The sequence below is a fragment of the Vibrio rotiferianus genome, assembly GCF_002214395.1.
GTDB classification, from domain to species: domain Bacteria; phylum Pseudomonadota; class Gammaproteobacteria; order Enterobacterales; family Vibrionaceae; genus Vibrio; species Vibrio rotiferianus.
The window spans coordinates 905,567-930,094 of sequence record NZ_CP018312.1 but is presented as its reverse complement, the minus strand read 5'-3'; the positions used below and the strand labels follow the sequence as shown (position 1 = coordinate 930,094).

Annotated in this window: 24 protein-coding genes; 4 read left to right on the top strand and 20 right to left on the bottom strand. The window is 45.0% G+C overall.

Features of this window, described 5'->3' with window-relative positions; translation table 11 throughout:
• The 14 genes from ptsG to yceD form a co-directional block, all read right to left on the bottom strand.
• Complete coding sequence (gene ptsG, locus BSZ04_RS13390; RefSeq protein ID WP_088880553.1) at window positions 1-1,431, bottom strand: PTS glucose transporter subunit IIBC; 1,431 nt, start codon at window positions 1,429-1,431, stop codon at window positions 1-3.
• Window positions 1,432-1,875: 444 nt separating this feature from the next.
• Window positions 1,876-2,643, bottom strand: a complete 768-nt coding sequence (locus BSZ04_RS13385) for a TatD family hydrolase (RefSeq protein WP_088880552.1) — start codon at window positions 2,641-2,643, stop codon at window positions 1,876-1,878.
• Window positions 2,634-3,596, bottom strand: a complete 963-nt coding sequence (locus BSZ04_RS13380; RefSeq protein WP_088880551.1) for a DNA polymerase III subunit delta' — start codon at window positions 3,594-3,596, stop codon at window positions 2,634-2,636. Before BSZ04_RS13380 ends, BSZ04_RS13385 begins: the two co-directional genes overlap by 10 nt.
• A gap of 24 nt (window positions 3,597-3,620) precedes the next feature.
• A complete protein-coding gene (gene tmk, locus BSZ04_RS13375; RefSeq protein WP_033009304.1) occupies window positions 3,621-4,253 on the bottom strand; it encodes a dTMP kinase in 633 nt (210 codons plus the stop codon).
• A complete protein-coding gene (gene mltG / locus BSZ04_RS13370) occupies window positions 4,250-5,266 on the bottom strand; it encodes an endolytic transglycosylase MltG (RefSeq protein WP_038887077.1) in 1,017 nt (338 codons plus the stop codon). The genes tmk and mltG overlap by 4 nt, the downstream gene beginning before the upstream one ends.
• Window positions 5,263-6,078 (bottom strand): aminodeoxychorismate lyase, encoded by an 816-nt coding sequence (gene pabC / locus BSZ04_RS13365; protein WP_088880550.1) that lies wholly within the window; start codon window positions 6,076-6,078, stop codon window positions 5,263-5,265. Before pabC ends, mltG begins: the two co-directional genes overlap by 4 nt.
• A gap of 108 nt (window positions 6,079-6,186) precedes the next feature.
• Window positions 6,187-7,434, bottom strand: coding sequence for a beta-ketoacyl-ACP synthase II (fabF, locus tag BSZ04_RS13360; RefSeq protein ID WP_010449277.1), 1,248 nt, complete (start codon window positions 7,432-7,434; stop codon window positions 6,187-6,189).
• A 93-nt stretch (window positions 7,435-7,527) separates the two neighbouring features.
• The gene (acpP, locus tag BSZ04_RS13355) at window positions 7,528-7,761 is read right to left on the bottom strand and encodes an acyl carrier protein (RefSeq protein WP_004406112.1); all 234 of its coding nucleotides are present in this window, start codon (window positions 7,759-7,761) and stop codon (window positions 7,528-7,530) included.
• A gap of 245 nt (window positions 7,762-8,006) precedes the next feature.
• Window positions 8,007-8,741, bottom strand: a complete 735-nt coding sequence (gene fabG / locus BSZ04_RS13350; RefSeq protein ID WP_010449297.1) for a 3-oxoacyl-ACP reductase FabG — start codon at window positions 8,739-8,741, stop codon at window positions 8,007-8,009.
• A 34-nt stretch (window positions 8,742-8,775) separates the two neighbouring features.
• Window positions 8,776-9,699 carry an ACP S-malonyltransferase gene (gene fabD, locus BSZ04_RS13345; protein ID WP_088880549.1) on the bottom strand — a complete coding sequence of 308 codons (924 nt, stop codon included), beginning with the start codon at window positions 9,697-9,699 and terminating at the stop codon, window positions 8,776-8,778.
• Between the two features lie 75 nt (window positions 9,700-9,774).
• Window positions 9,775-10,725, bottom strand: a complete 951-nt coding sequence (locus BSZ04_RS13340; RefSeq protein WP_038887080.1) for a beta-ketoacyl-ACP synthase III — start codon at window positions 10,723-10,725, stop codon at window positions 9,775-9,777.
• A gap of 5 nt (window positions 10,726-10,730) precedes the next feature.
• Window positions 10,731-11,756 (bottom strand): phosphate acyltransferase PlsX, encoded by a 1,026-nt coding sequence (gene plsX, locus BSZ04_RS13335; RefSeq protein ID WP_010449303.1) that lies wholly within the window; start codon window positions 11,754-11,756, stop codon window positions 10,731-10,733.
• A 10-nt stretch (window positions 11,757-11,766) separates the two neighbouring features.
• Window positions 11,767-11,937, bottom strand: coding sequence for a 50S ribosomal protein L32 (gene rpmF, locus BSZ04_RS13330; RefSeq protein ID WP_005396978.1), 171 nt, complete (start codon window positions 11,935-11,937; stop codon window positions 11,767-11,769).
• 59 nt (window positions 11,938-11,996) lie between these two features.
• Window positions 11,997-12,521 carry a 23S rRNA accumulation protein YceD gene (gene yceD / locus BSZ04_RS13325; protein ID WP_010449311.1) on the bottom strand — a complete coding sequence of 175 codons (525 nt, stop codon included), beginning with the start codon at window positions 12,519-12,521 and terminating at the stop codon, window positions 11,997-11,999.
• Between the two features lie 149 nt (window positions 12,522-12,670).
• Here yceD and BSZ04_RS13320 point away from each other — a divergent pair, with 149 nt between their 5' ends.
• Window positions 12,671-13,252 (top strand): Maf family protein, encoded by a 582-nt coding sequence (locus BSZ04_RS13320; protein ID WP_088880548.1) that lies wholly within the window; start codon window positions 12,671-12,673, stop codon window positions 13,250-13,252.
• Window positions 13,253-13,627: 375 nt separating this feature from the next.
• Here BSZ04_RS13320 and rluC read toward each other — a convergent pair whose 3' ends face one another.
• Together rluC and BSZ04_RS25040 are read right to left on the bottom strand one after the other, a co-directional pair.
• A complete protein-coding gene (gene rluC / locus BSZ04_RS13315) occupies window positions 13,628-14,572 on the bottom strand; it encodes a 23S rRNA pseudouridine(955/2504/2580) synthase RluC (protein WP_010449314.1) in 945 nt (314 codons plus the stop codon).
• A gap of 151 nt (window positions 14,573-14,723) precedes the next feature.
• Window positions 14,724-14,897 carry a hypothetical protein gene (locus BSZ04_RS25040; protein ID WP_010449316.1) on the bottom strand — a complete coding sequence of 58 codons (174 nt, stop codon included), beginning with the start codon at window positions 14,895-14,897 and terminating at the stop codon, window positions 14,724-14,726.
• A gap of 313 nt (window positions 14,898-15,210) precedes the next feature.
• Between BSZ04_RS25040 and rne the strand changes: the two genes are divergently transcribed.
• Window positions 15,211-18,201, top strand: coding sequence for a ribonuclease E (gene rne / locus BSZ04_RS13310; RefSeq protein ID WP_088880547.1), 2,991 nt, complete (start codon window positions 15,211-15,213; stop codon window positions 18,199-18,201).
• 114 nt (window positions 18,202-18,315) lie between these two features.
• Here rne and BSZ04_RS25380 read toward each other — a convergent pair whose 3' ends face one another.
• Entirely contained in the window at window positions 18,316-18,450 is a 135-nt protein-coding gene (locus tag BSZ04_RS25380; RefSeq protein ID WP_010449319.1) for a hypothetical protein, read from the bottom strand.
• 76 nt (window positions 18,451-18,526) lie between these two features.
• On the opposite strand from BSZ04_RS25380, the gene BSZ04_RS13305 reads away from it, so the two are divergent.
• Window positions 18,527-20,086 carry a SulP family inorganic anion transporter gene (locus tag BSZ04_RS13305; RefSeq protein WP_010449321.1) on the top strand — a complete coding sequence of 520 codons (1,560 nt, stop codon included), beginning with the start codon at window positions 18,527-18,529 and terminating at the stop codon, window positions 20,084-20,086.
• Window positions 20,087-20,178: 92 nt separating this feature from the next.
• Here the strand turns inward: BSZ04_RS13305 and BSZ04_RS13300 are convergent, their stop codons facing one another.
• The gene (locus BSZ04_RS13300) at window positions 20,179-20,628 is read right to left on the bottom strand and encodes a low molecular weight protein-tyrosine-phosphatase (RefSeq protein WP_045394280.1); all 450 of its coding nucleotides are present in this window, start codon (window positions 20,626-20,628) and stop codon (window positions 20,179-20,181) included.
• A gap of 117 nt (window positions 20,629-20,745) precedes the next feature.
• Here BSZ04_RS13300 and cobO point away from each other — a divergent pair, with 117 nt between their 5' ends.
• On the top strand, window positions 20,746-21,351 hold the full coding sequence (gene cobO, locus BSZ04_RS13295; RefSeq protein ID WP_071234665.1) for a cob(I)yrinic acid a,c-diamide adenosyltransferase: 606 nt from the start codon (window positions 20,746-20,748) through the stop codon (window positions 21,349-21,351).
• Between the two features lie 80 nt (window positions 21,352-21,431).
• Here the strand turns inward: cobO and BSZ04_RS13290 are convergent, their stop codons facing one another.
• Window positions 21,432-23,519, bottom strand: coding sequence for an AsmA family protein (locus BSZ04_RS13290; RefSeq protein WP_088880546.1), 2,088 nt, complete (start codon window positions 23,517-23,519; stop codon window positions 21,432-21,434).
• Between the two features lie 190 nt (window positions 23,520-23,709).
• Entirely contained in the window at window positions 23,710-24,351 is a 642-nt protein-coding gene (gene udk / locus BSZ04_RS13285) for a uridine kinase (RefSeq protein ID WP_010449330.1), read from the bottom strand.
• Window positions 24,352-24,528: the final 177 nt, after the last annotated feature.

The following is a 24,528-nucleotide window of genomic DNA, read 5'->3' as shown; positions in this document are numbered from 1 at the left end:
TTAGCCGTGGTTACGAATCCACTCATCCATTTCAGTTTTCAGGTTGTCAGACTTAGTACCGAAGATAGCCTGAACACCACCTGCTACAACTACAACACCAGCAGCGCCTAGTTGTTTTAGCTTGTCTTGGTCAACTGCTGCTGTGTCAGCAACTGCAACACGTAGACGAGTGATACATGCGTCTAGGCCTGTGATGTTAGCTTTGCCGCCGAATGCTGCAACAAGCTCACCTGCCATGTCAGAACCAGTAGCCGCTACTGCATCTTCAGATTCATCTTCACGACCAGGAGTTTTCAGATCAAGTGCTGTAATTACAGTGCGGAATACTACGTAGTAGATTGCAGCGTAAACTAGACCTACAGCAATCATTAGACCCATCTTCTGAGCGTGACCAGATAGAACTAGGAAGTCGATCAGACCGTGAGAGAATGAAGTACCGTGTACGAAGCCTAGAGTGTTAGCAACAACGTATGCAGAACCAGCTAGTAGAGCGTGGATACCGTATAGTAGTGGAGCAACGAATAGGAATGAGAATTCGATTGGCTCTGTAATACCAGTTAGGAATGAAGTCAGTGCAGCTGACGCCATGATACCCATTACTTTCGCGCGGTTTTCTGGTTTAGCACAGTGAGCAATAGCGATTGCTGCAGCTGGTAGACCGAACATCTTGAACATGTAACCACCCGCTAGCTGACCGAAGCCATTACCAGCAGCACGAGATGCTTCATCAGCAACTAGGTAACAAGTTAGTACGCCGTTTTGAGTTTCACCAGCAGCGTTCACACAAGTACCTGCTTCGAAGAAGAATGGTACGTTCCAAACGTGGTGTAGACCGAATGGGATTAGAGAACGCTCAACAACGCCGTAGATACCAAACGCTAGTTGTGGGTTTTGATGCGCAGCCCAGTCAGAGAATGCAGAGATTGCACCGCCGATTGGAGGCCAAACAACAGAAAGTACTACCGCTAGGATAATCGCAGCGAAACCAGTGATGATTGGCACAGCACGCTTACCAGCGAAGAAGCCAAGGTACTCTGGAAGTTGGATTTTGAAGAAACGGTTGAATGCCCAAGCAGCAACACCACCGACAAGGATACCACCTAGTACACCTGTATCGATTTTCTCAACACCCATGATGCCAGCCATAACACCTAGTGTAGCTGTCATGATGCCGTAACCAACGATTGCAGCAAGACCTGCTACACCGTCGTTGTTTGTGAAGCCAAGTGCTACACCAACAGCAAATAGAAGTGCCATTTGGCCGAATACTGAGCCACCAGCTTGTTCCATTAGGTTCGAAACGATCTCTGGAATGAAGCTTAGGTGGGCAGCACCAACACCTAGTAGGATACCTGCGACTGGTAACACTGATACTGGTAGCATCAGAGCTTTACCAACTTTTTGCAGGTTTGCAAAAAGGTTCTTAAACATGTTTATGCTCCTGATAAATTATAAGTATTATTTGGGCACTAACGGCACACCCCCGTAGCCTAAATGTTAGCACCCAATGAAAATGTAACCACACGTTGCATTATATTTTCCGGCTCTAAATATATATTGATGACCCTCAAACTTTCCACACAGTTACGAAATTTAGTTTCAAAACAAGTCTTAGATCACATGAAAAACGAGCTAATGAAAAGGTTTGCACCACACCTAAGATATTGTTTTTTAATTAATTTTATATCTATAAAATTAATTTTAGTGCGTAAATAAAATAAACCACGATGTTATTTTTAGTAACAAAATTACATTTGTAGGTTTAGGCCTTCAGTAAATCAACATTTTTAGTAAACATTAAATTAATTAGTGGTTTTGTTGCTTTAATCAACAAAAAAGGGGCTTACGCCCCTTTTTTAAACTATTTAATGATTTCTAACGCAAAAAAAGATTTCGGAAGTTTTCGGTGGTTTTTTGCCCGACCTCAGATAAAGCACACCCTTTTAGCTGCGCAATATAGGCCGCAACTTCCACTACATAAGCTGGTTGGTTTTCTTTTCCGCGGTGAGGAACAGGAGCCAAATACGGCGAGTCCGTCTCAATGAGCAACTTCTCTAGTGGTAAAGCTTTCACAACTTCTTTTAGTTCTGTTGCTTGGCGGAAGGTCACAATACCTGAAATTGAGATGTAGAAGCCTAAATCAAGCGCCGCTTCTGCAAATGCTAGATCTTCAGTAAAACAGTGGATCACGCCACCACATTTTTCGGCACCACCATTACGAAGAATTTCTAATGTATCTTCTCGTGCATTACGAGTGTGGATGATAAGTGGCTTGTTCAATTCGACAGCTAAGTCAACTTGCTGCTCAAAACGTTCTTTTTGCAGTGCAGCTATCTCTGGCTTGTAGTGATAATCCAAGCCCGTTTCACCAATCGCCACCACCTTTTCGTGCGACGCATGTTGGTGTAGCGTTTCTAATGAAAACGCACTTTCCACGTCGAGTGGATGAACACCACAAGAAGCATAAACATTCTCATAAGGTGTGATCAACTCCAGCATCTTAGGAAACGAGTCCAGCGTTACGCCAACCGATAGAAGCTCTGTGACATTCGCTTGCTTTGCTTTATTAATAACGTCTTCAACGTTGATGTGAAGATCATCGTAATTCAATTTGTCTAAATGACAGTGCGAATCTACGAACATAATGCCTCTCGTGATTCAATTAACCAATTCATAGAAAGTAGCTCAAGGTTTAAGCCTGGGAAGGTTTGCATTTGAGCCTTTAATTCGAGCAATTTTTGTGCTGCTAAGTATAAGCCGTTGTAGTTGCTCGGAGGAAACTTATCAGCCCCCGGAAGTTGGTCCACTTCGACCACACCAAATTGCGCTTTTTGTGCATCCGCTAACAAGTGCCAAGCCCAATCAAATGTTTTGTCCGGGTTCTTAGCCATTAAAGACGCACATTGAAACACATCAGAAACGGGAGAAGACAAAGTATCTATAAAGCAGCGCTCAAACACTTGGTACTCATCAAGCTCACCGTTTTTTACCGCTTCTAGTGTGTTTATGGGGGACCCCATGTTTAGCTTGAGTGCGTACGGCGGCACTTTCGAGGTGCCCTGCTCGCTCATCCAACTCATTGCTTGTTCTGTTGAAGGCGGCGTAACTACCCACTGCTGGCAACGGCTCTGAATGGTTGGAAGCAATCGCTCTTGATTATGCGTCACCAGCAAGAACAAACACTTCTGTCCCGGTTCTTCGAGTGTTTTCAACAACGCATTTGATGCAGACTCGTTCATCGCATCCGCAGGCTCGATAATAAACACACGGTAGCCATTTAGCTGGGAAGACTCATGAGCAAGACGGTTACACCCTCGAATCTGGTCAACCGTAATTGACTTCCCTTCCTTCTCTGGTTTGACCCAGTGTAAGTCAGGGTGGCTGTTTGACTGAATCAACTGGCAGCTATGGCAGAACCCACACGCTTCACTGGTGTAGTTTTGACATAAAAGTGAATGACTAAAGAGCTCAACCAACTTTTCAACGGCTAAGCCTTTCTCACTTTGTAATAACAGTGCACCTGGAACTCGTTCTGAATCCAAACTTGTTTTGAGGTTATCCCAAACGGGTTGTAACCATGGAAAGTCATTTAGCATGAATCACCTCAATCCACATCCTGCTTACAATGATGCTAGCCATTCGTTCAAAGCGGCTTTGATGTCTTGTGCTACTTCTTCAATCGACTGCTCTGCATTGATAACTACGATAGAGTCATCTGCATTCGCGAGTTCCAAGTAACGCTCACGAGTACGCTCAAAGAAGCTGATGTCCATCTTCTCGATGCGATCGAGTTCACCACGACCGCGTGCACGCTCAAGGCCAACGCGCGGATCAATGTCCATGTACAAAGTGAAAGCAGGCTTAAACTCTCCTAGAGTCGTATCGCGCAGGTTCTTCATCAGCAACGCATCGATTTGACGACCACCACCTTGGTAAGCTTGAGAAGACAAATCATGGCGGTCACCCACAACCCATTGGTCGTTTGCTAGTGCTGGTTTAATCACGTTCTCAACTAACTGAACACGCGCGGCGTAAAGCAAAAGCAGCTCGGTCATGTCTTTTAGGTCTTCGCCTTCGTGCTCTTCTTTAACCAGCGCGCGCATTTTCTCAGCCAGTGGTGTACCACCCGGCTCACGAGTATTGACGATGTTTTCAATACCCGCCGCTTTCAGCGTGTCTAAAACGGTTTTAATCGCAGTACTTTTACCTGCGCCTTCTAGGCCCTCAACGACAATAAAGTTTGCTTTCATCATTTATTCTTTCTTAGTTCTCTTAAATAGGCACGTACAGCACGGTTGTGCTCAGCAAGGGATTTCGAAAATACATGTCCGCCCTTTCCACTTGCTACAAAATATAAATATTTGCTGTTTTCTGGGTTTAAAGCAGCTTCAATCGACGCTTCGCCTGCCATAGCGATTGGTGTTGGTGGCAAACCGTTGATTGTGTATGTGTTGTATGGCGTTGGAGTACGTAAATCTTTTTTACGAATATTACCATCGTACGCATCACCCATTCCGTAAATAACGGTCGGGTCAGTTTGCAGGCGCATGCGTTTATTGAGACGGTTGACAAATACAGACGCCACTCGTTCACGCTCCGAGTCGATTGCCGTTTCTTTTTCAATAATTGAAGCAAGGATCAGAGCTTCGTATTTGTCTTTAATCGGCAGTTTCTCTTGGCGCCCTTCCCAATGAGCATCAAGAATATTGTTCAACTTAGTATGAGCACGCTCTAAGATCTGACTTTCACTCGTGCCTGCTGTGTAATGGTAGGTCTCGGCAAGGAATAAGCCCTCAAGCTTTTCGCGCTCAATACCTAGCTTTTCAGCCATCTCTTTTTCAGATAATCCGGTTAAGTCATGTTTTACATAAGGTGCTGAACTTAGTTGTTCAACCCATTCAGAAAAGCGACTACCTTCCACAAATGTTATTGCAAACTGATGTTCTTTGCCCGTATTGAGCTGTTCTAACGTTTGATAAAGCGAAAGCTTTGGCTCTAGTTGGTAAGTGCCTGCTCGCACTTGAAGAAGCTCTGGGTAAAGGTGAGGCATTAAGCGGGTGTAATCAGAAGCTTCAATAATATTATCTTTCGCTAAATCACGCATGACTCGGTGAAAGCTGGTGCCATTTTCAACGGTGAACAGCTGTGGCTGTTCTATAAGGATTGGCGAGTTAACGTATTGCTTAGTCTGTGAAACAACGTAAAAAGCACCTGCTGCACCAATAACGGCAATCAGTACAACAAAAGCAAACAGTTTTTTAATCACGTATTTAGATTCCCTTGAAGTCGTCGAGTCAGTTTTCCAATTGGAAGTTCAATCTTGTTCTCTGGTGTTGAAATACCGCAAACCGGCGCTACACCCAATAGTGAGTTACACATCCACACCTCTTCTGCATCAAGCAAATCTGCCAGTGTGAATTGGGCTACCTTCACCGGGTAACCTTCAGCTTGGAGAAATTCCAATACCTTACGGCGCATTACGCCGGCCACACCGGACAAACTCAAATCCGGTGTGTATACCCTTTTATCATTAACCCAAAAAAGGTTTGCCATTGTAGTTTCAATGACATGATTTTGCACATTTAACGTCACAGCATCGGCAAATTCAGAACCATCAATTTCCGCCTTTGCGAGAACCTGCTCTATTCGGTTGTTGTGCTTGTGACCTGCAAGTAATGGTTGGATGCCAAGGCGGGTTTCACAAATACCTAACTGCACACCATTTTCTTGCCACAGAGCATAATGAAAAGGAAATGCAAAGTTCGAAATAGTCACAACCGGACCATCTATACCGCTTGGGCTGTACCCTCGACCACCACAACCACGACTAATATGAATCTTGATTCCTGCCGCCTCGTCATTTAAGACCGCGAGCATCGCCCAATCAAAAACCGTATTCCAATCTGGGAAAGGTATTTGCAATGTTTTTAGGCACGCCTGCATACGTTCAATATGCGCTTGCCAGTGCTCCAGTTGACCGTACTTAGTCTTAATAGTAGTGAAACAGCCATCACCATACTGAAATGAGCGATCACCCAGCGAAACATGCGTTTGTGGAAGTCCATTTACCCAGAACATTCAGATACCCTTTGATTTCTGATCGACAAATAAAACAAAACGGCTCAATGCTAAGCATCGAGCCGTTAGAATACAAGTATCGCTACTCTAAAACAGTGTTAGAGATTCTTACTCAGCGAATTTTTTGAATACAAGTGAACCGTTTGTGCCACCAAAGCCAAACGAATTACAGATCGCGTATTCCATATCAACTTTGCGCGCAGTATGCGGTACAAGGTCAATATCTAGGCCTTCTTCAGGATCATCTAGGTTAATCGTTGGTGGAACGATTTGGTCAACCAGAGAAAGAACCGTAATGATAGCTTCAACAGAACCTGCAGCACCCAGTAGGTGGCCAGTCATCGATTTAGTCGAAGATACTAATACTTGTTTTGAGCCTTCTTCACCAAGAGCACGTTTTACACCCTTGATTTCAGCTACGTCACCAGCTGGTGTTGATGTTCCGTGAGCGTTCACGTAACCAACTTGCGTACCGATGATGTTTGCATCACGCATCGCGGCTTCCATTGCTAGTGCGCCACCTGAACCATCTTCACTTGGAGAAGTCATGTGGTAAGCGTCACCAGACATACCAAAGCCAACAAGCTCTGCGTAAATCTTAGCGCCACGAGCTTTTGCGTGTTCGTACTCTTCAAGAACCATCATACCCGCGCCGTCACCAAGAACGAAGCCGTCACGGCCTTTATCCCATGGACGAGACGCTTTTTGAGGCTCATCATTACGAGTCGATAATGCTTTAGCCGCGCCGAAACCAGCCATGCCTAGCGGTGTTGATGCTTTCTCGGCACCACCTGCTACCATCGCTTCTGCATCACCGTATGCAATCATACGAGCTGCGTGGCCGATGTTGTGAAGGCCTGTAGTACATGCAGTAGAGATCGCGATATTTGGACCACGAAGACCACGCATGATAGATAGGTTACCTGCAACCATGTTTACGATGGTCGAAGGAACAAAAAATGGGCTAACTTTACGCGGGCCTTTCTCAACAAGTGCTGAGTGACCTTTTTCGATTAGGTCTAGACCGCCAATACCAGAGCCGATTGCGACACCAACTCGAGCTGCGTTTTCTTCGGTAATTTCTAAGCCAGAGTCATCCAACGCTTGGATACCTGCTGCGATGCCGTACTGGATAAATAGATCCATTTTACGAGCATCTTTTTTAGACATGTACTCTGTGCAATCAAAATCTTTAACAAGACCTGCAAAACGAGTTGAGAAGTTCGTTGCATCGAAATGATCGATGTTAACGATTCCGCTTTGACCTTCTAGCAGGGCTTTCCAAGATGATTCTACTGTGTTGCCTACCGGTGACAACATACCCATGCCTGTGACAACTACACGACGCTTGGACACGATATAATTCTCCGGGAATTGAATGTTTCTATGAGAGGATAGAAGAAGTTAGAAAGAACACAGGCGGTCTAGGAGACCGCCTGGGAGAGATAATTACTGAGCGCTGTTTACGTAGTCGATTGCAGCTTGAACAGTAGTGATTTTCTCAGCTTCTTCGTCAGGAATCTCAGTGTCGAATTCCTCTTCTAGAGCCATAACTAGCTCTACTGTGTCTAGAGAATCAGCACCTAGATCGTCAACGAAAGAAGCTTCATTCTTAACTTCTGCTTCGTCTACACCTAGCTGTTCAACAATGATTTTCTTTACGCGTTCTTCGATGTTGCTCATTTTTCTTTTCCTTTACAGATTTCGCCTAATGCGATGATTCCGTAGTTTATTCGAACTATGGAAAGTTGCAAGGGGGTCCTTGCTGGTCAAACCACAAAATTAGCGAATTTAACCGAATTTCAATACATTTTTGACTTAAATCATGCACAAATCTTGTGCACGACCATCACAACTTAATGACAGTTAACAGCAACTATAGGCTATTTTTCATAAAGTAAAATAGCTTATTTTGCACGAACTGTGCATTAAACCATGTACATGCCGCCATTTACATGCAAAGTTTCACCAGTAATGTAAGCTGCCTCAGGTGAAGCTAGGAATACTACTGCTGATGCAATTTCACGTGGGTCACCTAGACGACCTGCAGGCACGTTCGATAACGTTGCTGCACGTTGGTCATCATTTAGCGCCTTAGTCATGTCAGTTTCGATGAAACCAGGAGCGACTGTATTAACCGTTACACCACGAGAAGCGACTTCACGAGCCATTGATTTAGTGAAACCAATTACGCCTGCTTTCGCTGCTGCGTAGTTCGTTTGACCAGCGTTACCCATAGTACCAACAACAGAACCTACGTTGATGATGCGACCAGCGCGTTTTTTCATCATGCCACGTAGAACCGCCTTAGACATGCGGTAAATTGGCGTTAGGTTCGTATTGATGATGTCGTTCCACTCGTCATCTTTCATACGCATTAGTAGGTTATCGCGAGTGATACCAGCGTTGTTAACTAGAATATCGATTACACCGAACTCATCATTAATGGTTTTTAGTGTTGCTTCGATAGACTCAACGTCAGTCACGTTAAGTGCTAGGCCTTTACCGTTTTCACCCAGGTATTCGCTGATCGCTGCTGCGCCACCTTCAGAAGTCGCAGTACCAATTACTGTTGCACCGCGTTCAACAAGAAGCTCAGCAATCGCACGACCAATGCCACGGCTTGCGCCTGTCACTAGAGCGATCTTACCTTCTAGATTCATCATGTTGTGTTTTCCTTTTCTTATCGTGAACGAATTACTTAGCAGCTTCTAGCGACGCTACGTCGTTAACAGCTGCTGCGCTTAGTGTTTTCACGATACGTTTAGTCAGACCTGTCAGTACTTTGCCAGGACCAAGCTCAAGAAGATTTTCTACGCCTTGCTCGCTCATTAGCTGCACGCTCTCAGTCCAACGAACTGGGCTGTGTAGCTGACGAACAAGTGCGTCTTTGATTTTTGCAGGATCCGTTTCTGCTGCCACATCAACGTTGTTGATTACTGGAAGTTGTGGCGCATTGAATTCAATAGACTCTAGCGCAACCGCTAGTTTCTCTGCTGCTGGTTTCATTAGTGCACAGTGTGAAGACACTGAAACAGGAAGAGGAAGTGCACGTTTTGCACCCGCTTCTTTACATAGTACGCCCGCGCGCTCTACTGCGTCTTTGCTACCTGCGATAACAACTTGACCAGGCGAGTTGAAGTTTACTGGTGAAACTACGTCACCTTGCGCAGCTTCTTCACAAGCTTTTGCAATCGCTTCATCATCTAGACCGATGATCGCGTACATTGCACCAGTACCTGCTGGTACGGCTTCTTGCATAAGTTGACCACGTAGCTCAACCAGTTTGATTGCTTCTTTAAAGTCAATCACGCCAGCACATACTAGTGCTGAGTACTCACCTAGGCTGTGACCCGCTAGGTTTGCTGGTTGCTCAAGACCAAGCTCTTGCCATACACGCCAGATAGCAACAGATGACGCTAGCAAAGCTGGTTGAGTACGGAAAGTTTGGTTTAGATCTTCTGCAGGTCCATTTTGAACAAGCGCCCATAGGTCGTAACCTAGTGCGTCAGATGCTTCTGCAAATGTTTGTTTTACTACGTCATATTGTTCGCCTAGATCAGCAAGCATACCAACTGCTTGAGAACCTTGACCTGGAAATACGATAGCAAACTTGCTCATGTTGTTTTCCTTTAAGCAAAGTAAAAAGAAATAAGATGCACCGTAGCGCATCTTAAATTTTGAATCTTGTGAAACTTAGAATTTCACCAGGGCAGAACCCCAAGTGAATCCGCCGCCAAACGCTTCAAGAAGTAGAGTTTGACCACGTTTAATACGACCATCACGTACCGCCTCATCCAGTGCTGTTGGCACGGTTGCTGCTGATGTGTTGCCGTGTTTATCAAGTGTGATCACGACTTGGTCTAGTGACATCGAAAGCTTTTTCGCTGTCGCTGAAATAATGCGGTAGTTCGCTTGGTGCGGAACCAACCAGTCTAGTTCAGACTTGTGCATATCGTTTGCTTCAAGCGTGTCTTTCACTAACTTCGAAAGCTGAGTTACTGCCACTTTGAAAACTTCGTTACCCGCCATGTGCAGCCATTTGTCCGCATCTTTGCCACGTTCTGGCACAGGCAGACTCAACAGATCACCAAATTGACCGTCTGAGTATACGTGTGTAGAGATGATACCCGGCTCTTCGCTCGCGCCAACCACTACCGCTCCTGCCGCATCACCAAATAAGATGATGGTTGAACGATCCGTTGGATCACACGTTTTCGATAATGCGTCTGCACCAATCACGAGTACGTTTTTACACATACCTGATTTGATGTGTTGATCAGCAACAGATAAGGCGTATACAAAGCCTGAACAAGCAGCGGCCAAGTCAAATGCTGGACAACCTTTAATGCCAAGCTTTCCCTGCACCTGACACGCAGATGAAGGGAAAGTATGGCTACTGCTAGTAGTAGCAACGATAATTAGGTCGATATCATTTTTATCAATGCCGGCCATATCGATAGCGTTTTCAGCTGCGTAGAATGCCATGTCTGCAACAGTTTCATTTTCTGCTGCAATTCGACGCTCTTTAATACCCGTGCGAGCTACGATCCACTCATCACTTGTATCTACCATTTTCTCTAGGTCTGCGTTAGTACGCACCTGAGATGGCAGGTAGCTGCCAGTACCTAATATTTTGCTATGCATGAAGACTAATAATGCCTCTCGAGTAAAACCGCTTCCAAACGATCGCTAATACGGCTTGGTACTTGTCGTTTGACCTCGTGTACTGCCTCGCCAAGTGCATTGACAATCGCAGATACATCCGCACTTCCATGGCTTTTTATGACAATGCCGCGCAATCCTAGCAAACTTGCGCCGTTATACTGGTCGGGGTTCAGTGTTTTTAGTTCATTAAATAGCCGAGAAAACAACTTTCTAGCAATCCATCCCTTTATCGTTGATGCCATCATGCTGGTTTTAAGTTTTTCGATAAAGAGTTGTGCTGTTCCCTCGCTGGCTTTTAAGCATACGTTACCGACAAAGCCATCACAAACAATGACATCGGCTACGTCATGCAAAATTTGATTACCTTCAATATAACCCACAAAATTAATTGCATCGGTTTGAGAAAGCATTTCTGCACAGCGCTTGACCAAATCGTTTCCTTTGATTTCTTCAGCGCCAATATTTAGTACAGCCACACGAGGTGGATGACCGAGGTGCTCCTCAGCTAATGCACTGCCCATCACTGCAAACTGGAACAAACTGTCGGCATCGCACGACACATTCGCACCAAGATCTAACATCCAGGTACGCTTGCCGCTGATAGTTGGTAATGCGGAAACTAAAGCAGGACGCTCAATACCAGGAAGCAGTTTAAGAATGAAACGTGAGAGCGCCATAAGCGCACCGGTGTTGCCACCACTCACACATGCGTCTGCTTCGCTTTCAGAAACAAGATCGATGGCCATACGCATAGAGCTGTTTTGGCTATTGCGTAATGCTAAAGATGGCTTTTCTGAGTTTGATATCACTTTCTCGCTATGAAGAATGCTCAAACGAGAACTGGTAGAGGCACCTAGTTGAGATAATTGAGACGTGATCAGAGATTGATCACCTATAAGAATCACTTTTAGCTCTGGGAAATGAGACAGTGCCTGCACGGCGGCAGGCACTGTTACGCGTGGACCGAAATCCCCGCCCATTGCATCAAGTGCAACGGTAATACTTTGCAAAGGTTCAACCTTACTTGTTGATAACCTTTTGACCACGGTAGTAACCTTCAGCAGTTACGTTGTGGCGTAGGTGAGTTTCACCAGAAGTCGCGTCTACAGATAGTGCAGCTGTAGTTAGCGCATCGTGTGAACGACGCATACCGCGCTTAGAACGAGTTTTACGGTTTTTCTGTACGGCCATTGACCCTACTCCTATACTATTGGGTTAAAAACCTAAAGAAGAAGCGGCTACCACACCAGTTACTTTTTCAGATTTTTCAAAACGTCGAATGGATTCGGTTTTTCTTCCTCAATTTCTTCAGGAATCTCACCAAAAACCATGTTATTTGAATCAACGCTACAATCCGCTTCATCGTGCATTGCGATTTGAGGTAATGTTAAGATGAACTCGTCTTCAACTAGTTGTATAAGGTCTAATTCACCGTACTCATTTAGATCTACCAAATCATAAATTTCTGGTGCTTCCTCTTCCGTCTTCTCACCGTAGTAAGGAGTGTAAAGGAATTCAACTTCACACAAATGTGTGAATACCTCATTACAACGCTGACACTCTAAATCGACTTCGATGTTAGCTTTACCAGAGATAACAACAAGTCGCTGTTCATCAATATCAAATGACAATGAGACTTCTGCGTCGCGTTTTACGCCTTCAGTTGTTTCCGCTAAGCGCTTGAAAAGACTAGCTTGGATGATGCCATCGTAATCTAATCGTTTCTGTGCGGACTTCGCCGGATCAACCGTTCGCGGTATTTTTACCTTTTGCATAGGGCGCGAATATTATCTTCCAAATCAAAATTAGTCAAAGAAAAAGGAAAAAAAGTTGTACTTTTTTACGCTTATCATACAGAGCATTAGCCAGAATCGATTTTGATCGATTATCCTAGTGAAAATGCTTGTGCGAATTGTAATTCAAAATGAAAAATTACCAACTGGTTTTAGCCTCAACCTCTCCTTTTCGTAAACAACTGCTGGAAAAACTAGCAGTACCTTTTACTTGCTTATCACCAGACTGTGACGAGACGCCTTTACCCAATGAAACCCCTTTAGATCTCGTTCAAAGGCTCGCGATTGGAAAAGCGACGTCTTGCCACACAACTCAGGACAGTTTGGTCGTTGGCAGTGACCAAGTTTGTGTTATCGACGGTGAAATTGTGGGTAAGCCGCTAAGCCGAGAAAACGCAATCAGACAGCTATTAGCTCAAAGCGGTAAAACCATCACTTTTTATACCGGGCTTGCGGTACATAACACCGCTACAAATCATACTGAAGTCGGCTTCGATACCTTTGAAGTACATTTCAGAGATTTGGCTCGCGAGCAAATCGAGCGTTACGTTGACAGAGAAGAACCGTTTTACTGCGCTGGCAGTTTTAAAAGCGAGGGTATGGGGATTTGTCTGTTTAAGAAGTTAGTCGGCAAAGACCCGAATACGCTAGTCGGCCTGCCACTGATTGATTTGATCGATATGCTGCATAAGCAAGGGTTAGAGGTTTTGTAGGGAATACAGAAGACTCCAAAGGGCTGATATGGAAGGTGTAAGCAGTCATCAAGCTAATGACTTTGCATCTCAACCAGAGATTCCCGACAACGCTCCTTCGTCGCTTTCGGGAATGACGTCGTTTAAGCTCATCCATCAAAAAGTAAGTCATAACCCACTTAAATTCAGAATTCACTGCACGTCATCCTCAAGAGTGAGGAACGAGCGAGTTGGGAATCTCTTTCAACGGTATTGCTGAGCACAAAGTTCTCATAACTCAACAGGCAAAGCTGCCACCACTCTCTAAGAAGCTTTCTACGATCAAAAAAGCCGATGTATTAACATCGGCTTTTACATAGCTTATTGCGGCCCCGAAGGGTGTAGATACTCTTGCCTCTACTTTTTACGCAAACCCGATAAGACTTTCTCTAATTTCGCTTCCATCGGCGCGTTGATCTCCATCCACTCATCATTCGATGGGTGCTGGAACTTGATGTTCGCCGCATGAAGGAACAAACGATCCAAGCCAACTTGCCCAGTATAAGCATCAAAGCGGCGGTCACCGTAACGATCATCCCATGCAATTGGGTGCCCTGTATATTGGGTGTGCACACGAATCTGGTGAGTACGACCAGTAATCGGGCTTGCTTGGATTAGCGTTGCTTGGTCGAACTTTTCCAAAATCTTGAAGCGTGTTTCTGACGGTTTACCATTTGGGTTCACACGTACGATACTGTTTACTTCATTTTTGAGTAGCGGCGCATTAACGACTTTACAGCTGTTTTTCCACTCACCCATGACAAGCGCGAAGTAAAACTTCTTCACTGTCTTTTCACGGAACTGTGCTTGCAGATGACGCAATGCCGAACGCTTCTTAGCAACTAACAAAATGCCGGAAGTGTCACGGTCGATACGGTGAACTAACTCAAGGAAGCGAGCTTGTGGGCGCAAAGCACGAAGTGCTTCAATCGCGCCAAACTTCAAACCACTACCACCATGAACTGCGGTTCCAGAAGGCTTATTAAGAATCAGCATATGATCATCTTCAAAAATGATCTTATCTTCTAACTCTGCCACTTTGTTTAGCTTGGTACTTGGTGCAACGTCATCTTCTTTCTTTTCTACCGTAACTGGAGGAATACGAACAAGATCGCCTGCTTTGAGTTTGTACTCGGCTTTAATGCGCTTTTTATTTACGCGTACTTCGCCCTTGCGCACAATTCGATAAATCATGCTCTTTGGGATGTCTTTTAATTGGTTACGCAAGAAATTATCAATGCGTTGACCCGCCATATCTTCGTCGATATCGACGAACTGGACTTGTGTTCTTATTTCGCTCATGCGCGGTATTGTAAACCCAAATCTGTACGACTTCACATTATTCTTGCCACAAAAGAAATACTTGTCGCCATAAATAGTACTAAAACACGCCAACCTTTTGTTTCAATTATCAAAACTCTTGGCCAACTTCTCAATCTGCTTTGCCTCTTTTTCAATTTTCTAGACTCAACTGCTTATGAAACAGCCAGTTATAAATTACAAAACTTGAATTTAGCGCCAAATTTTCCAACGTTTGCGTGAAAGCAGATTGCTGATATCCACCTGCACTGCTATAGTTCACAGCTGCTAAGGAAGGTTTGGTTACATTTTGTTCATTACCAATCATTTATCCCCAAGCAATGTGAGTAGATTGTTGAAGCTCAGGTGCTGCATTGGCGTAAGACATGCTGAATTCAACACACTTGTTACTCTACTCCTCGCATATTCACGTTGAGTATCTACCGCACCATATAGCGGGTCACAAGCCTGCGTTTCCAACGAAACCTAAACTAGACTTGTGATGACTGAAGTGCCCAAGAGCATCCCCTTCCAGCCGGGAGGCTGCAAAATATAGCCATGGGATCAGGCACCGTGAAAGAGCGAAAAAACAGTGACAAGTTGACTAGAAAGACAAAAGAAAAGACAACGAGAAATTTTCAATGAAAAGAATGTTAATTAACGCAACTCAAAAAGAAGAGTTGCGTGTCGCTCTGGTTGATGGCCAGCGACTTTTCGATCTTGATATCGAGAGTCCAGGTCATGAGTCCAAAAAAGCGAATATCTACAAAGGACGTATCACACGTATTGAACCAAGCTTAGAAGCCGCATTTGTTGATTACGGTGCTGAGCGTCATGGTTTCCTTCCTCTTAAAGAAATTGCCCGCGAATATTTCCCTGAAGGTTACACTTACCAAGGTCGACCAAGCATTAAAGAAGTGCTGACCGAAGGCCAAGAAGTAATCGTACAAGTGGAAAAAGAAGAGCGTGGTAGTAAAGGTGCAGCCCTGACTACTTTCATCTCTTTAGCTGGTAGTTATCTAGTTCTGATGCCTAACAACCCTCGAGCTGGCGGTATTTCTCGCCGAATCGAAGGTGATGAGCGTACGCAACTAAAAGCTGCATTGAGTACTCTTGAACTGCCGCAAGGTATGGGTTTAATTGTTCGCACTGCTGGCGTTGGTAAGAGTGCTGAAGAACTAGAGTGGGATTTAAACGTACTCCTAAATCATTGGGGAGCGATCAAAGGTGCTGCAGATTCTAACCCTGCTCCATTCTTAATCCACCAAGAAAGTAACGTTATTGTTCGTGCAATCCGTGACTACCTGCGTCGTGATATTGGTGAAATCCTGATCGATAGCAACACTATCTACGAACGTGCGAAAGAGCATATTCAGTTAGTGCGTCCAGATTTCATCAACCGTGTGAAGAAATATGATGGTGAAGTTCCACTGTTCAGCCACTACCAAATCGAAAGCCAAATTGAATCAGCTTTCCAACGTGAAGTGCGCTTACCGTCTGGTGGTTCTATCGTTATCGACCCAACAGAAGCACTGACTTCTATCGATATTAACTCTGCTCGTGCAACAAAGGGTGGTGATATCGAAGAAACAGCACTTAACACTAACCTTGAAGCTGCTGATGAAATTGCTCGTCAGTTGCGACTGCGTGACCTTGGTGGTCTGGTAGTTATCGACTTTATCGATATGACACCTGTACGCCACCAGCGTGAAGTAGAAAACCGTCTACGTGAAGCCGTTCGTCTAGATCGCGCTCGCGTTCAAATTGGTCGCATTTCTCGCTTTGGTCTATTGGAGATGTCTCGTCAACGTTTGAGCCCATCTCTAGCAGAAGCAAGCCACCACATCTGTCCTCGCTGTACAGGTACTGGTGTTGTTCGTGACAACGAGTCTCTAGCGCTTTCTGTACTTCGTCTAATCGAAGAAGAGGCGTTAAAAGACAATACAGCTCAAGTGCTGGCAGTTGTCCCTGTTCCAATCGCATCATACCTTCTAAACGAAAAACGTCGCTCTGTGAACCACATTGAGCGTACACAAGAAGTGAAGATCACGGTTGTTCCTAACTCAGACATGGAAACACCGCACTTTGAAGTAATTCGTGTTCGTGAAGGCGAAGAGTTCGACCTGCTTTCTTACCTACTTCCAAAGAAACTGGAAGCAATGAAAGAAGCAGAAGGCAAAGAAGTACCAGAGACTGAATTAAAGCCTAAGAAGATCGAAGAACCTGTACTAAAAGGCTTTGCTTCTTCAACTCAATCAGCTCCAACGCCAGCAGCGAAACCTGCTGCTGCGGCTGCCGCGCCTAAGAAGAAAGACGTAGAGCAAGAAGAAAAACCTGGTTTGTTTAGTCGTTTGTTCAAAGCATTAAGCAGCTTCCTATTTGGTTCTAACGAAGAAAAAGAAGAACCTAAGCAAGAAGAAACTAAGCCTGCACGCGACAACAAACGTAACAACAGACGTGATCGTAACGACCGTCGCCGTAACCCACGTGACAACAGAGATAACCGCGATAACAAACGTCGTCGCAAGCCACGTGATGAGCAGGCAACAGAGCAAAACGAAACACAGCAGCCTAATAAACAGCAAAACCGTAACCAAAAACGCAAACCAAAAGCTCAGCAAGCTGATAAAGCTCAAGAGCAGAAAGCAAACGCTAAGGTAGCGGAAAAAGGTCTACAGCTTGCGGCTGAAGCTCGTACTGGCTCTGAAGCGAAACCTGAAGAGAGCAAAGCGAAGTCAAATGCGAAAGCAGAAAAAGTTAAAGAGCGCCGCCAACGTCGCAAACTTAACAAATCTGTACGCGTTAAAGATCAGCAAGCTTCAGAACAGGTAGCTGAGGCTCCAGTAAAAGCGATTGAAACTCCTGTAGAGAAGCCAGTAGAGGCAGTGGCTGAGACTCAACAGGATAAGGACAACAAAGCGGAATCAAAACAACGTCGTAACCGTCGTTCACCGCGTCACCTACGTGCAAGCGGTCAACGTCGTCGTCGTGGTCGCGATCGTCGCCCTAACCCATTCCGCCTACGTAAAGGTGGTGTAGCATCTCCTGAGATGGCAATGGGCAAAGTGATGCCACGCTACATTCCAAAACCAGCGCCTAAGAAGGAAGAGCGAGTGAAGGAAGAAGCAGCGGTAGTAGCGACAGCAGTACCTGCAATCCAAGGTGGTTTTGCTTGCCCTGAAATGGCGATGGGTAAAGTGATCATTCGCCGTGAACAACCTGCAGTCGTTGAAACGCCAGTGGTTGAACCAAAAGTTCAACAACCTGTAGAAACGAAAGTAGAAGCACCGGTTGTAGAAGCACCAGTGGCTGAACCAGCAGTGGTAGAGCAAGCTGAAACCACCACAGAAGCAGCTCAAGAGCCAGTAGTTGAAGTGGTAGAAGACACTGTAGAGCAAGTTGCAGTAGAAGCACCAATCGCTGCACCAGCTCCTAAAGCTGAAGTTATCAAAATAGCAGCTAAGCCACGCGCTAGTGCTCCGATGACTAAAGCACCAGGTCCTCAAGAGCTTCGCGAGATTACTGTTTCAGCAGCACCGTTTAAAGCTGAGCGCTACGCACCAAAAGGTGCAGGTAGCCAAGTAGCGACTAACCGTGCATCTTCAGGAATGACAAAGCCTAACTTTAACTAAGTTTTAGCTTGTCATCGCATTAAGCGAAATAAGAAGCAAAAGGCTGCCAATTGGCAGCCTTTTTTGTTGAAGTAAGTGTTAAGTCTAATTAGCCATATTAATATCAATGACGGATCACATTTGTGCGTCAATATCCCCTTCATTCTTGAACTTAATCACACTTTTCGGTAGCATTCGCCGACTCAAGTTTTCGACACCATTCTGATGCTGCTCTTTTTTACTACGGTTTGCGCTGATACGAAGTAACATCTTCGACCACCAGTGCTTGTGCAAATACGAATATGTGTCGAGAGAAATTCATCGCCAAGAGAACTCAATACAAAACATGTTCGAATTCCCTCAATTTTCTAAGCACTCCGTAAAAAACGACGTGCTATCAGGCCTAACTGTTGCATTAGCACTGGTCCCTGAAGCCGTTGCATTTGCATTCGTTGCCGGTGTTGACCCTATGGTTGGCCTGTACGCAGCCTTTATTGTTGGCCTTATCACCTCTATCTTTGGTGGTCGCCCAGGTATGATTTCTGGTGCAACAGGCGCAATGGCCGTTGTTATGGTGTCGCTGGTCGCGACTCACGGCGTTCAATACCTATTTGCTGCTATTATGCTGGCGGGTATTCTTCAGATCGCAGCTGGTCTATTCAAGCTAGGTAAATTCATCCGAATCGTACCTCACCCGGTAATGATTGGTTTCGTAAACGGTCTTGCTATTGTTATCTTCTTAGCACAATTGGGCCAGTTTAAAGCACCAGACATCAACGGCATGCTGACTTGGCTACCACAAGACCAAATGCTGCTAATGCTGGGGCTCGTTGCGCTAACAATGGCGATCATTCACTTCCTACCAAAGCTCACAACTGCGGTACCGTCTTCTCTAGTAGCAATCGTGACGGTGACGGCTCTTGTGGTTGGCTTGGATCTAGAAACGCGTACCGTTGTTGACTTCCTACGTACTATGTCTGGTGACGAAGCAGCGACTTTGGCGGGCTCTCTTCCGACCTTCTCTATTCCAGCTGTACCTTTCACTCTTGAAACACTTCAAATCATCTTGCCTTACGCAATCATTCTTGCGGCTATCGGCCTGATTGAGTCTCTACTGACGCTAACGGTGCTAGATGAAATGACCAACACACGTGGTCAATCTAACCGTGAATGTATTGGTCAAGGTATGGCGAACATGACTTGTTCAGTGTTTGGTGCAATGGGTGGTTGTGCGATGATCGGCCAGTCAATGATCAACGTGAACTCAGGTGGTCGTGGCCGTCTATCAGGTATAGTTGCTGCAATCGCTCTACTGATGTTCATCCTATTTGCTTCTTCGCTGATTGAGATGATCCCTCTAGCCGCGCTCGTAGGTGTAATGTTCATGGTGGTTATCGGCACATTTGAATGGGCGACATTCAAACTGGCACGTCGTGTACCTAAACAAGATTTCTTCGTTATTGTTCTAGTAACAGTTGTGACGGTTCTAACTGACCTAGCGGTTGCAGTTGCAGTGGGCGTTGTAGCATCTGCTCTCATGTTTGCATGGCAACATGCGAAGCATATCTATGCCGACACTCGACTAAATGATGAAGGCTCAAAAGAGTACAAGATTCACGGCCCTATCTTCTTCGGCTCAGCGGCAAACTTCCTAGAACTGTTTAACGCGCACGGCGATCCAAAAGATATTATCGTTGACTTCGCAGACTCTCGCGTAACAGATCACTCCGCAATCGAAGCGATTGAAACTTTGGCAGAGCGCTACGCTGCACTAGGTAAAACACTTCACCTACGCCACTTGAGCCCAGACTGCCGCAAGCTTCTAGATAAAGCTGGTAGCTTGGTAGAAATCAACGTAAAAGAAGACCCAAGCTATAAAGTTGCAACTGACATTCTGGCTGGCTAAGCCAACATAAATTGCAGTTTTTAGCTTTATGAATAATGCAAAAAGGGATGAGTAATACTCATCCCTTTTGGTATCTGGCACGTTGTAAATGCTTAGAGCTTCTTCAAAATCGCTTCTGACGCCTCTTCAATCAAATCAAGTACCAATTCAAAGCCTGCATCACCACCATAATATGGGTCTGGGATTTCATTGTAATCAGAACTAGAGTGACTCAAAAACAGTGATACTTTATGGCGATGCTCCCTAGGACAAAGATCGAGAAGATCAGCCAAGTTCGCTTTATCCGCGGCTAGCACCATATCAAACTCCTCAAAGTCCTCTAATGTTACCTTTCGAGAACGCATCCCTTTAAACGAATAACCTCGTTGCTTACCAGCTTGCATCGAACGCGCATCAGGCTGGTTACCGGCGTGGTAGCCAATTGTCCCAGCAGAGTCCACTTCTACAACTACACCTAGCTCTTGCGCTTTTGCTCTTAGCACTGCCTCCCCGGTTGGCGAGCGGCAGATATTTCCCATACAAACAACGAGTAGTTTCTTCATTTTATTCCCTGAATTATCGATGGTTTTTCTTCACGGTATGTTGGTCTATCATAGCGAGATAATTCAAAGAACCCAAGTCACCCCGTACAAGGTACAAAAAGGAATTGAGGAAGCCGCATGTCTATCGAAGAAAACAAAGAAGCTCGCCATAAGGCTCGCCAACAAAAAGTAAAACAACAGGTAGACGCCAAGATCGCTGCCGCCCAAGAAGAAAAAGGTTTATTGCTGATCATTACAGGTAATGGCAAAGGTAAATCGACTTCAGGCTTCGGTACTATTGCGCGAGCGGTGGGCCACGGTTTGAAGTGTTCTGTTGCTCAGTTTATCAAGGGGACATGGGACAACGGAGAGCGTAACCTACTTGAAAAGCTCGGTGTTGAGTTCCAAGTCATGGCGACGGGTTTTACATGGGAGACACAAAACAAAACCGCCGATACTGAAGCAGCGCAACTGGTTTGGCAAGAGTGTAAGCGTATGCTCACCGACGAATCGATTGATGTAATTCTGTTTGACGAACTGACGTACATGGTGAGCTATGGCTATATCGACCTAGATGAAGTGGTCGAAGCGCTGAACAACCGTCCGAAAATGCAATCCGTCGTCATTACTGGTCGCGGAGCACACCGCACTTTAGTCGAAATGGCCGACACTGTATCCGAAGTGAAGAACGTAAAGCACGCTTTTGAATCCGGTGTTAAAGCTCTGAAAGGCGTAGATTGGTAAGCATCCGTCGTTGCTTCCGAAAAGACTACAAACTAAAAAGGGTTGGCTCAATGCCAACCCTTTTCTTTTACTAGGGTCTGTTAGTTAAACAGGTTCTTCAACAAACCATCTACTGCTTCTTTGGTTTTCTCGTCTTTGATCTTATCCGTTAGCTTCTCTACACCACGGTCAATTTCTTTCTGTGCTTTTTGCTTCAACACATCATCAAAGACCAGCTTAAACTTAGGATCTGCCCACTTACCAGAAACATTGATAGGAATAGTAATGTCCTTCAGTTCATCAATGTTCTTACCGCCCTGACCTTCTAGCGTGCCCACAATCGAGGTGCTGATGGTGAAGTCAACCGTTTCATTCAGGTAGTTCGCTTTACCTTTACCACGAACGCGAAGAAGTGGAGACTGCGCTTTCATATTATCGGTAGAGACTACACCTTTGTTCAACTTCAAGGTCGCTGTCATAGCACTGAAGTCGGTTTTCTTAACTTCATCTGTACCTTCTAGACTTTGACCTTTGAATCGCGCGTAGTTTTCTCGGATCAATTGAGCAACGTTAATGCCATTCACAGCGCCATCGGCAAAATTGATCACGACCGTGCCGGTCAGGTTCTTCTTGATGCCAGTTGGCGTTAAGCTCTTACCACTTACGTTTACATCAATGTTACCAGTACCTTCCAACATGTCGTTGTTGGCTACATCGATCAGCAATGGTTGAATATGGACACCTTTAATTGACTTCTTCGCTGAGTAAGTTGCAGGTGATTTACGTGCGTCTAGCTTAGCGGTTGCAGTAATCGTACCTTGGTACAACTTAGAGCTGAATGAAGTTAGGTCAAAGACACCACGATTGATAGAGAAGCTTGCTTTAACCGCTTCCATCTTCGCGTTAGCCGCTTTGAACTTATCAATCGTAATATCGCCTTTCACATCCAGAGTCTTTAATGCAGATAAGTCTGGTTCAACTTCCGGCCCTGCTGGCGCACTTTCGCCACCGGACGCTGGCTTGTCACTAACTGGTGCTTGTTGATTTAAGCCAAGGAACTCATCTAAGTCGATGTTAGGACTGTGTACAGCAAAGCGAACTTTCGGAATATCGCCTAGAGTCACATCCGCTTTACCATCAAGTGCAATGGCGTTTGCAGTAAGTTTCTCTAGAACAAAGCTCAAGTGGCCCTTAGCCAAATCGAATGAAAGGTCTGAAGCCATATCGACTTTCATTGGTGATTGTGGAAGCGCATCTCCTTCAAACGTTGAGTTCAACGTCAATTTGTTCAATTGCACTTTGCTGATAGCTTTATCGACGTTTAGCTCACCGCCACCTTGCATATCAAGCTTCATGCCACCTGCTTCGCCTTTTAATGCGTAGCTTAGGTTGTTTACTTTATCGAACTCAAACGTGTCTAAACCAATGGTCGCAGATTCAATTTTGTTTGCAGGATCGCGGTAAGTTGCATCAAAGTTGATGTTTTTCAGAGCGTAGCTAGTTAAACCTTTCGCCAGTTTGAAATCCGCTTTACCTTGCGCTGTAAACGTCTGGTCATTCATTTCACCTTTCACGCCGAAGTCTGCCGTTGTCCAGTTATCAAAGGCAAACTGAGAGAGGTTTAAAGAAATATCAGACAACTTAGTGTAGCTACCCGCTTGCTTGTCTTGGATTTCAACATAGCCATTAGAGATGGTGACGCCAGCCAGATTGATCGTCCAATCAGAAGCCGTGCTCTGTGAATCTACCGCTTGCTCTGGAGTCGCTTCAGTCGTTTTTTCTGCTTGCTGAGTTTGTGCTTTGGTTAGCGCATCAATGTTCTTGGTACCATCTTTCTGCGTTTCAAGATAGAACTCAGCGCCATCAAGAGTGACATTCCCAATTTCCAGTTGTTTGCTGAACAGAGGAGTAACGGAAACATCTACACCTACCGTCTCAACTTTAAATAGATTTGGTTGGCTGAAGCCTTGTGGGTTTCTTAATTCAGTGCGACCCAGTTCGAAACCAATTGATGGGAAAAACTGCCAACTAATGTCCCCTTCAATGACCAGTTCCAAGCCGGTTTGCTTTTGAGCTTGTTCCACAATCAGTGGTTTAAATTGGTTTGGATTAACAAAAATCACTAACCCTAAAATAACAGCCAAAATCGCCACAATTGGGATGGCAATGACTAAGAGCAGTTTCTTCATTCGCTTTTTCCTTGCTCGGGTGTTTTTACAATTATAAGCGCAGACTTTTTTTATCGCTGACAGTTCCACGAAAGCGTGAAAAATGTCCGATTTTGTATTGCAACTGGCTAATTTAAAAACAAAAAAAAGAAGTGGCACTTAAGGTGCCACTTCTTTATCCAAAAATAAAGCGATATAGCCTTCTAAAGGCTTAAGCTTTCAGAAGTTTTGCAATGTGCGCTTTAAGAACGTCGATTGCGATACGGTTTTTACCACCACGAGGTACGATGATGTCCGCGTATTGCTTAGAAGGTTCGATAAATTGCATGAACATCGGACGAACTGTCTGTTGGTATTGCTTAAGAACCGACTCCATAGTACGGCCACGCTCTTCAACATCACGCTTAACACGACGAAGTAGACAGATATCAAGTGGAGTATCCATAAACACTGTCGCGTGCATTAAATTACGAAGGCGTGGGTCTGTTAGCAGCAAGATACCTTCCAAAATGATTACCTTTTTAGGGGTCATTGGAGTGGTGTTGCTTGTACGAGTGTGCTCTGTGTAGCTGTATTCTGGTACTTCTACAGCCTCGCCACGCACCAACTTCTCTAGGTGTTCACAGAGTAGGTCGTGGTCCAACGCGCTCGGGTGGTCGTAGTTAGTCTTTACACGCTCTTCCATGCTTAGTTGGCTTTGGTCGTTGTAGTAGCAATCTTCCGTGATGACACCGATTTGATGATCGCCCACTTTCTCGCGAAGCTCATTGTAGATTGTGCTCGCGATCAGACTTTTTCCAGAAGCAGAAGCGCCAGCAATACCTACGATGACGCATTGATTATTATCAGACATTAGTTTGCACCCGATGATGATTTTCTAGTCACATAAAAAGATAAACTGCCTGATTATAGGGAGTTCACCCCTTCGTTACTAGTTGGAATTAGGGTTTAGTTATAAGTTTCTATCTACTCAGAGGATTAACCGCCAAGCAAACGTTTAAATGCACAATATTCAACCGGCCTTGATATT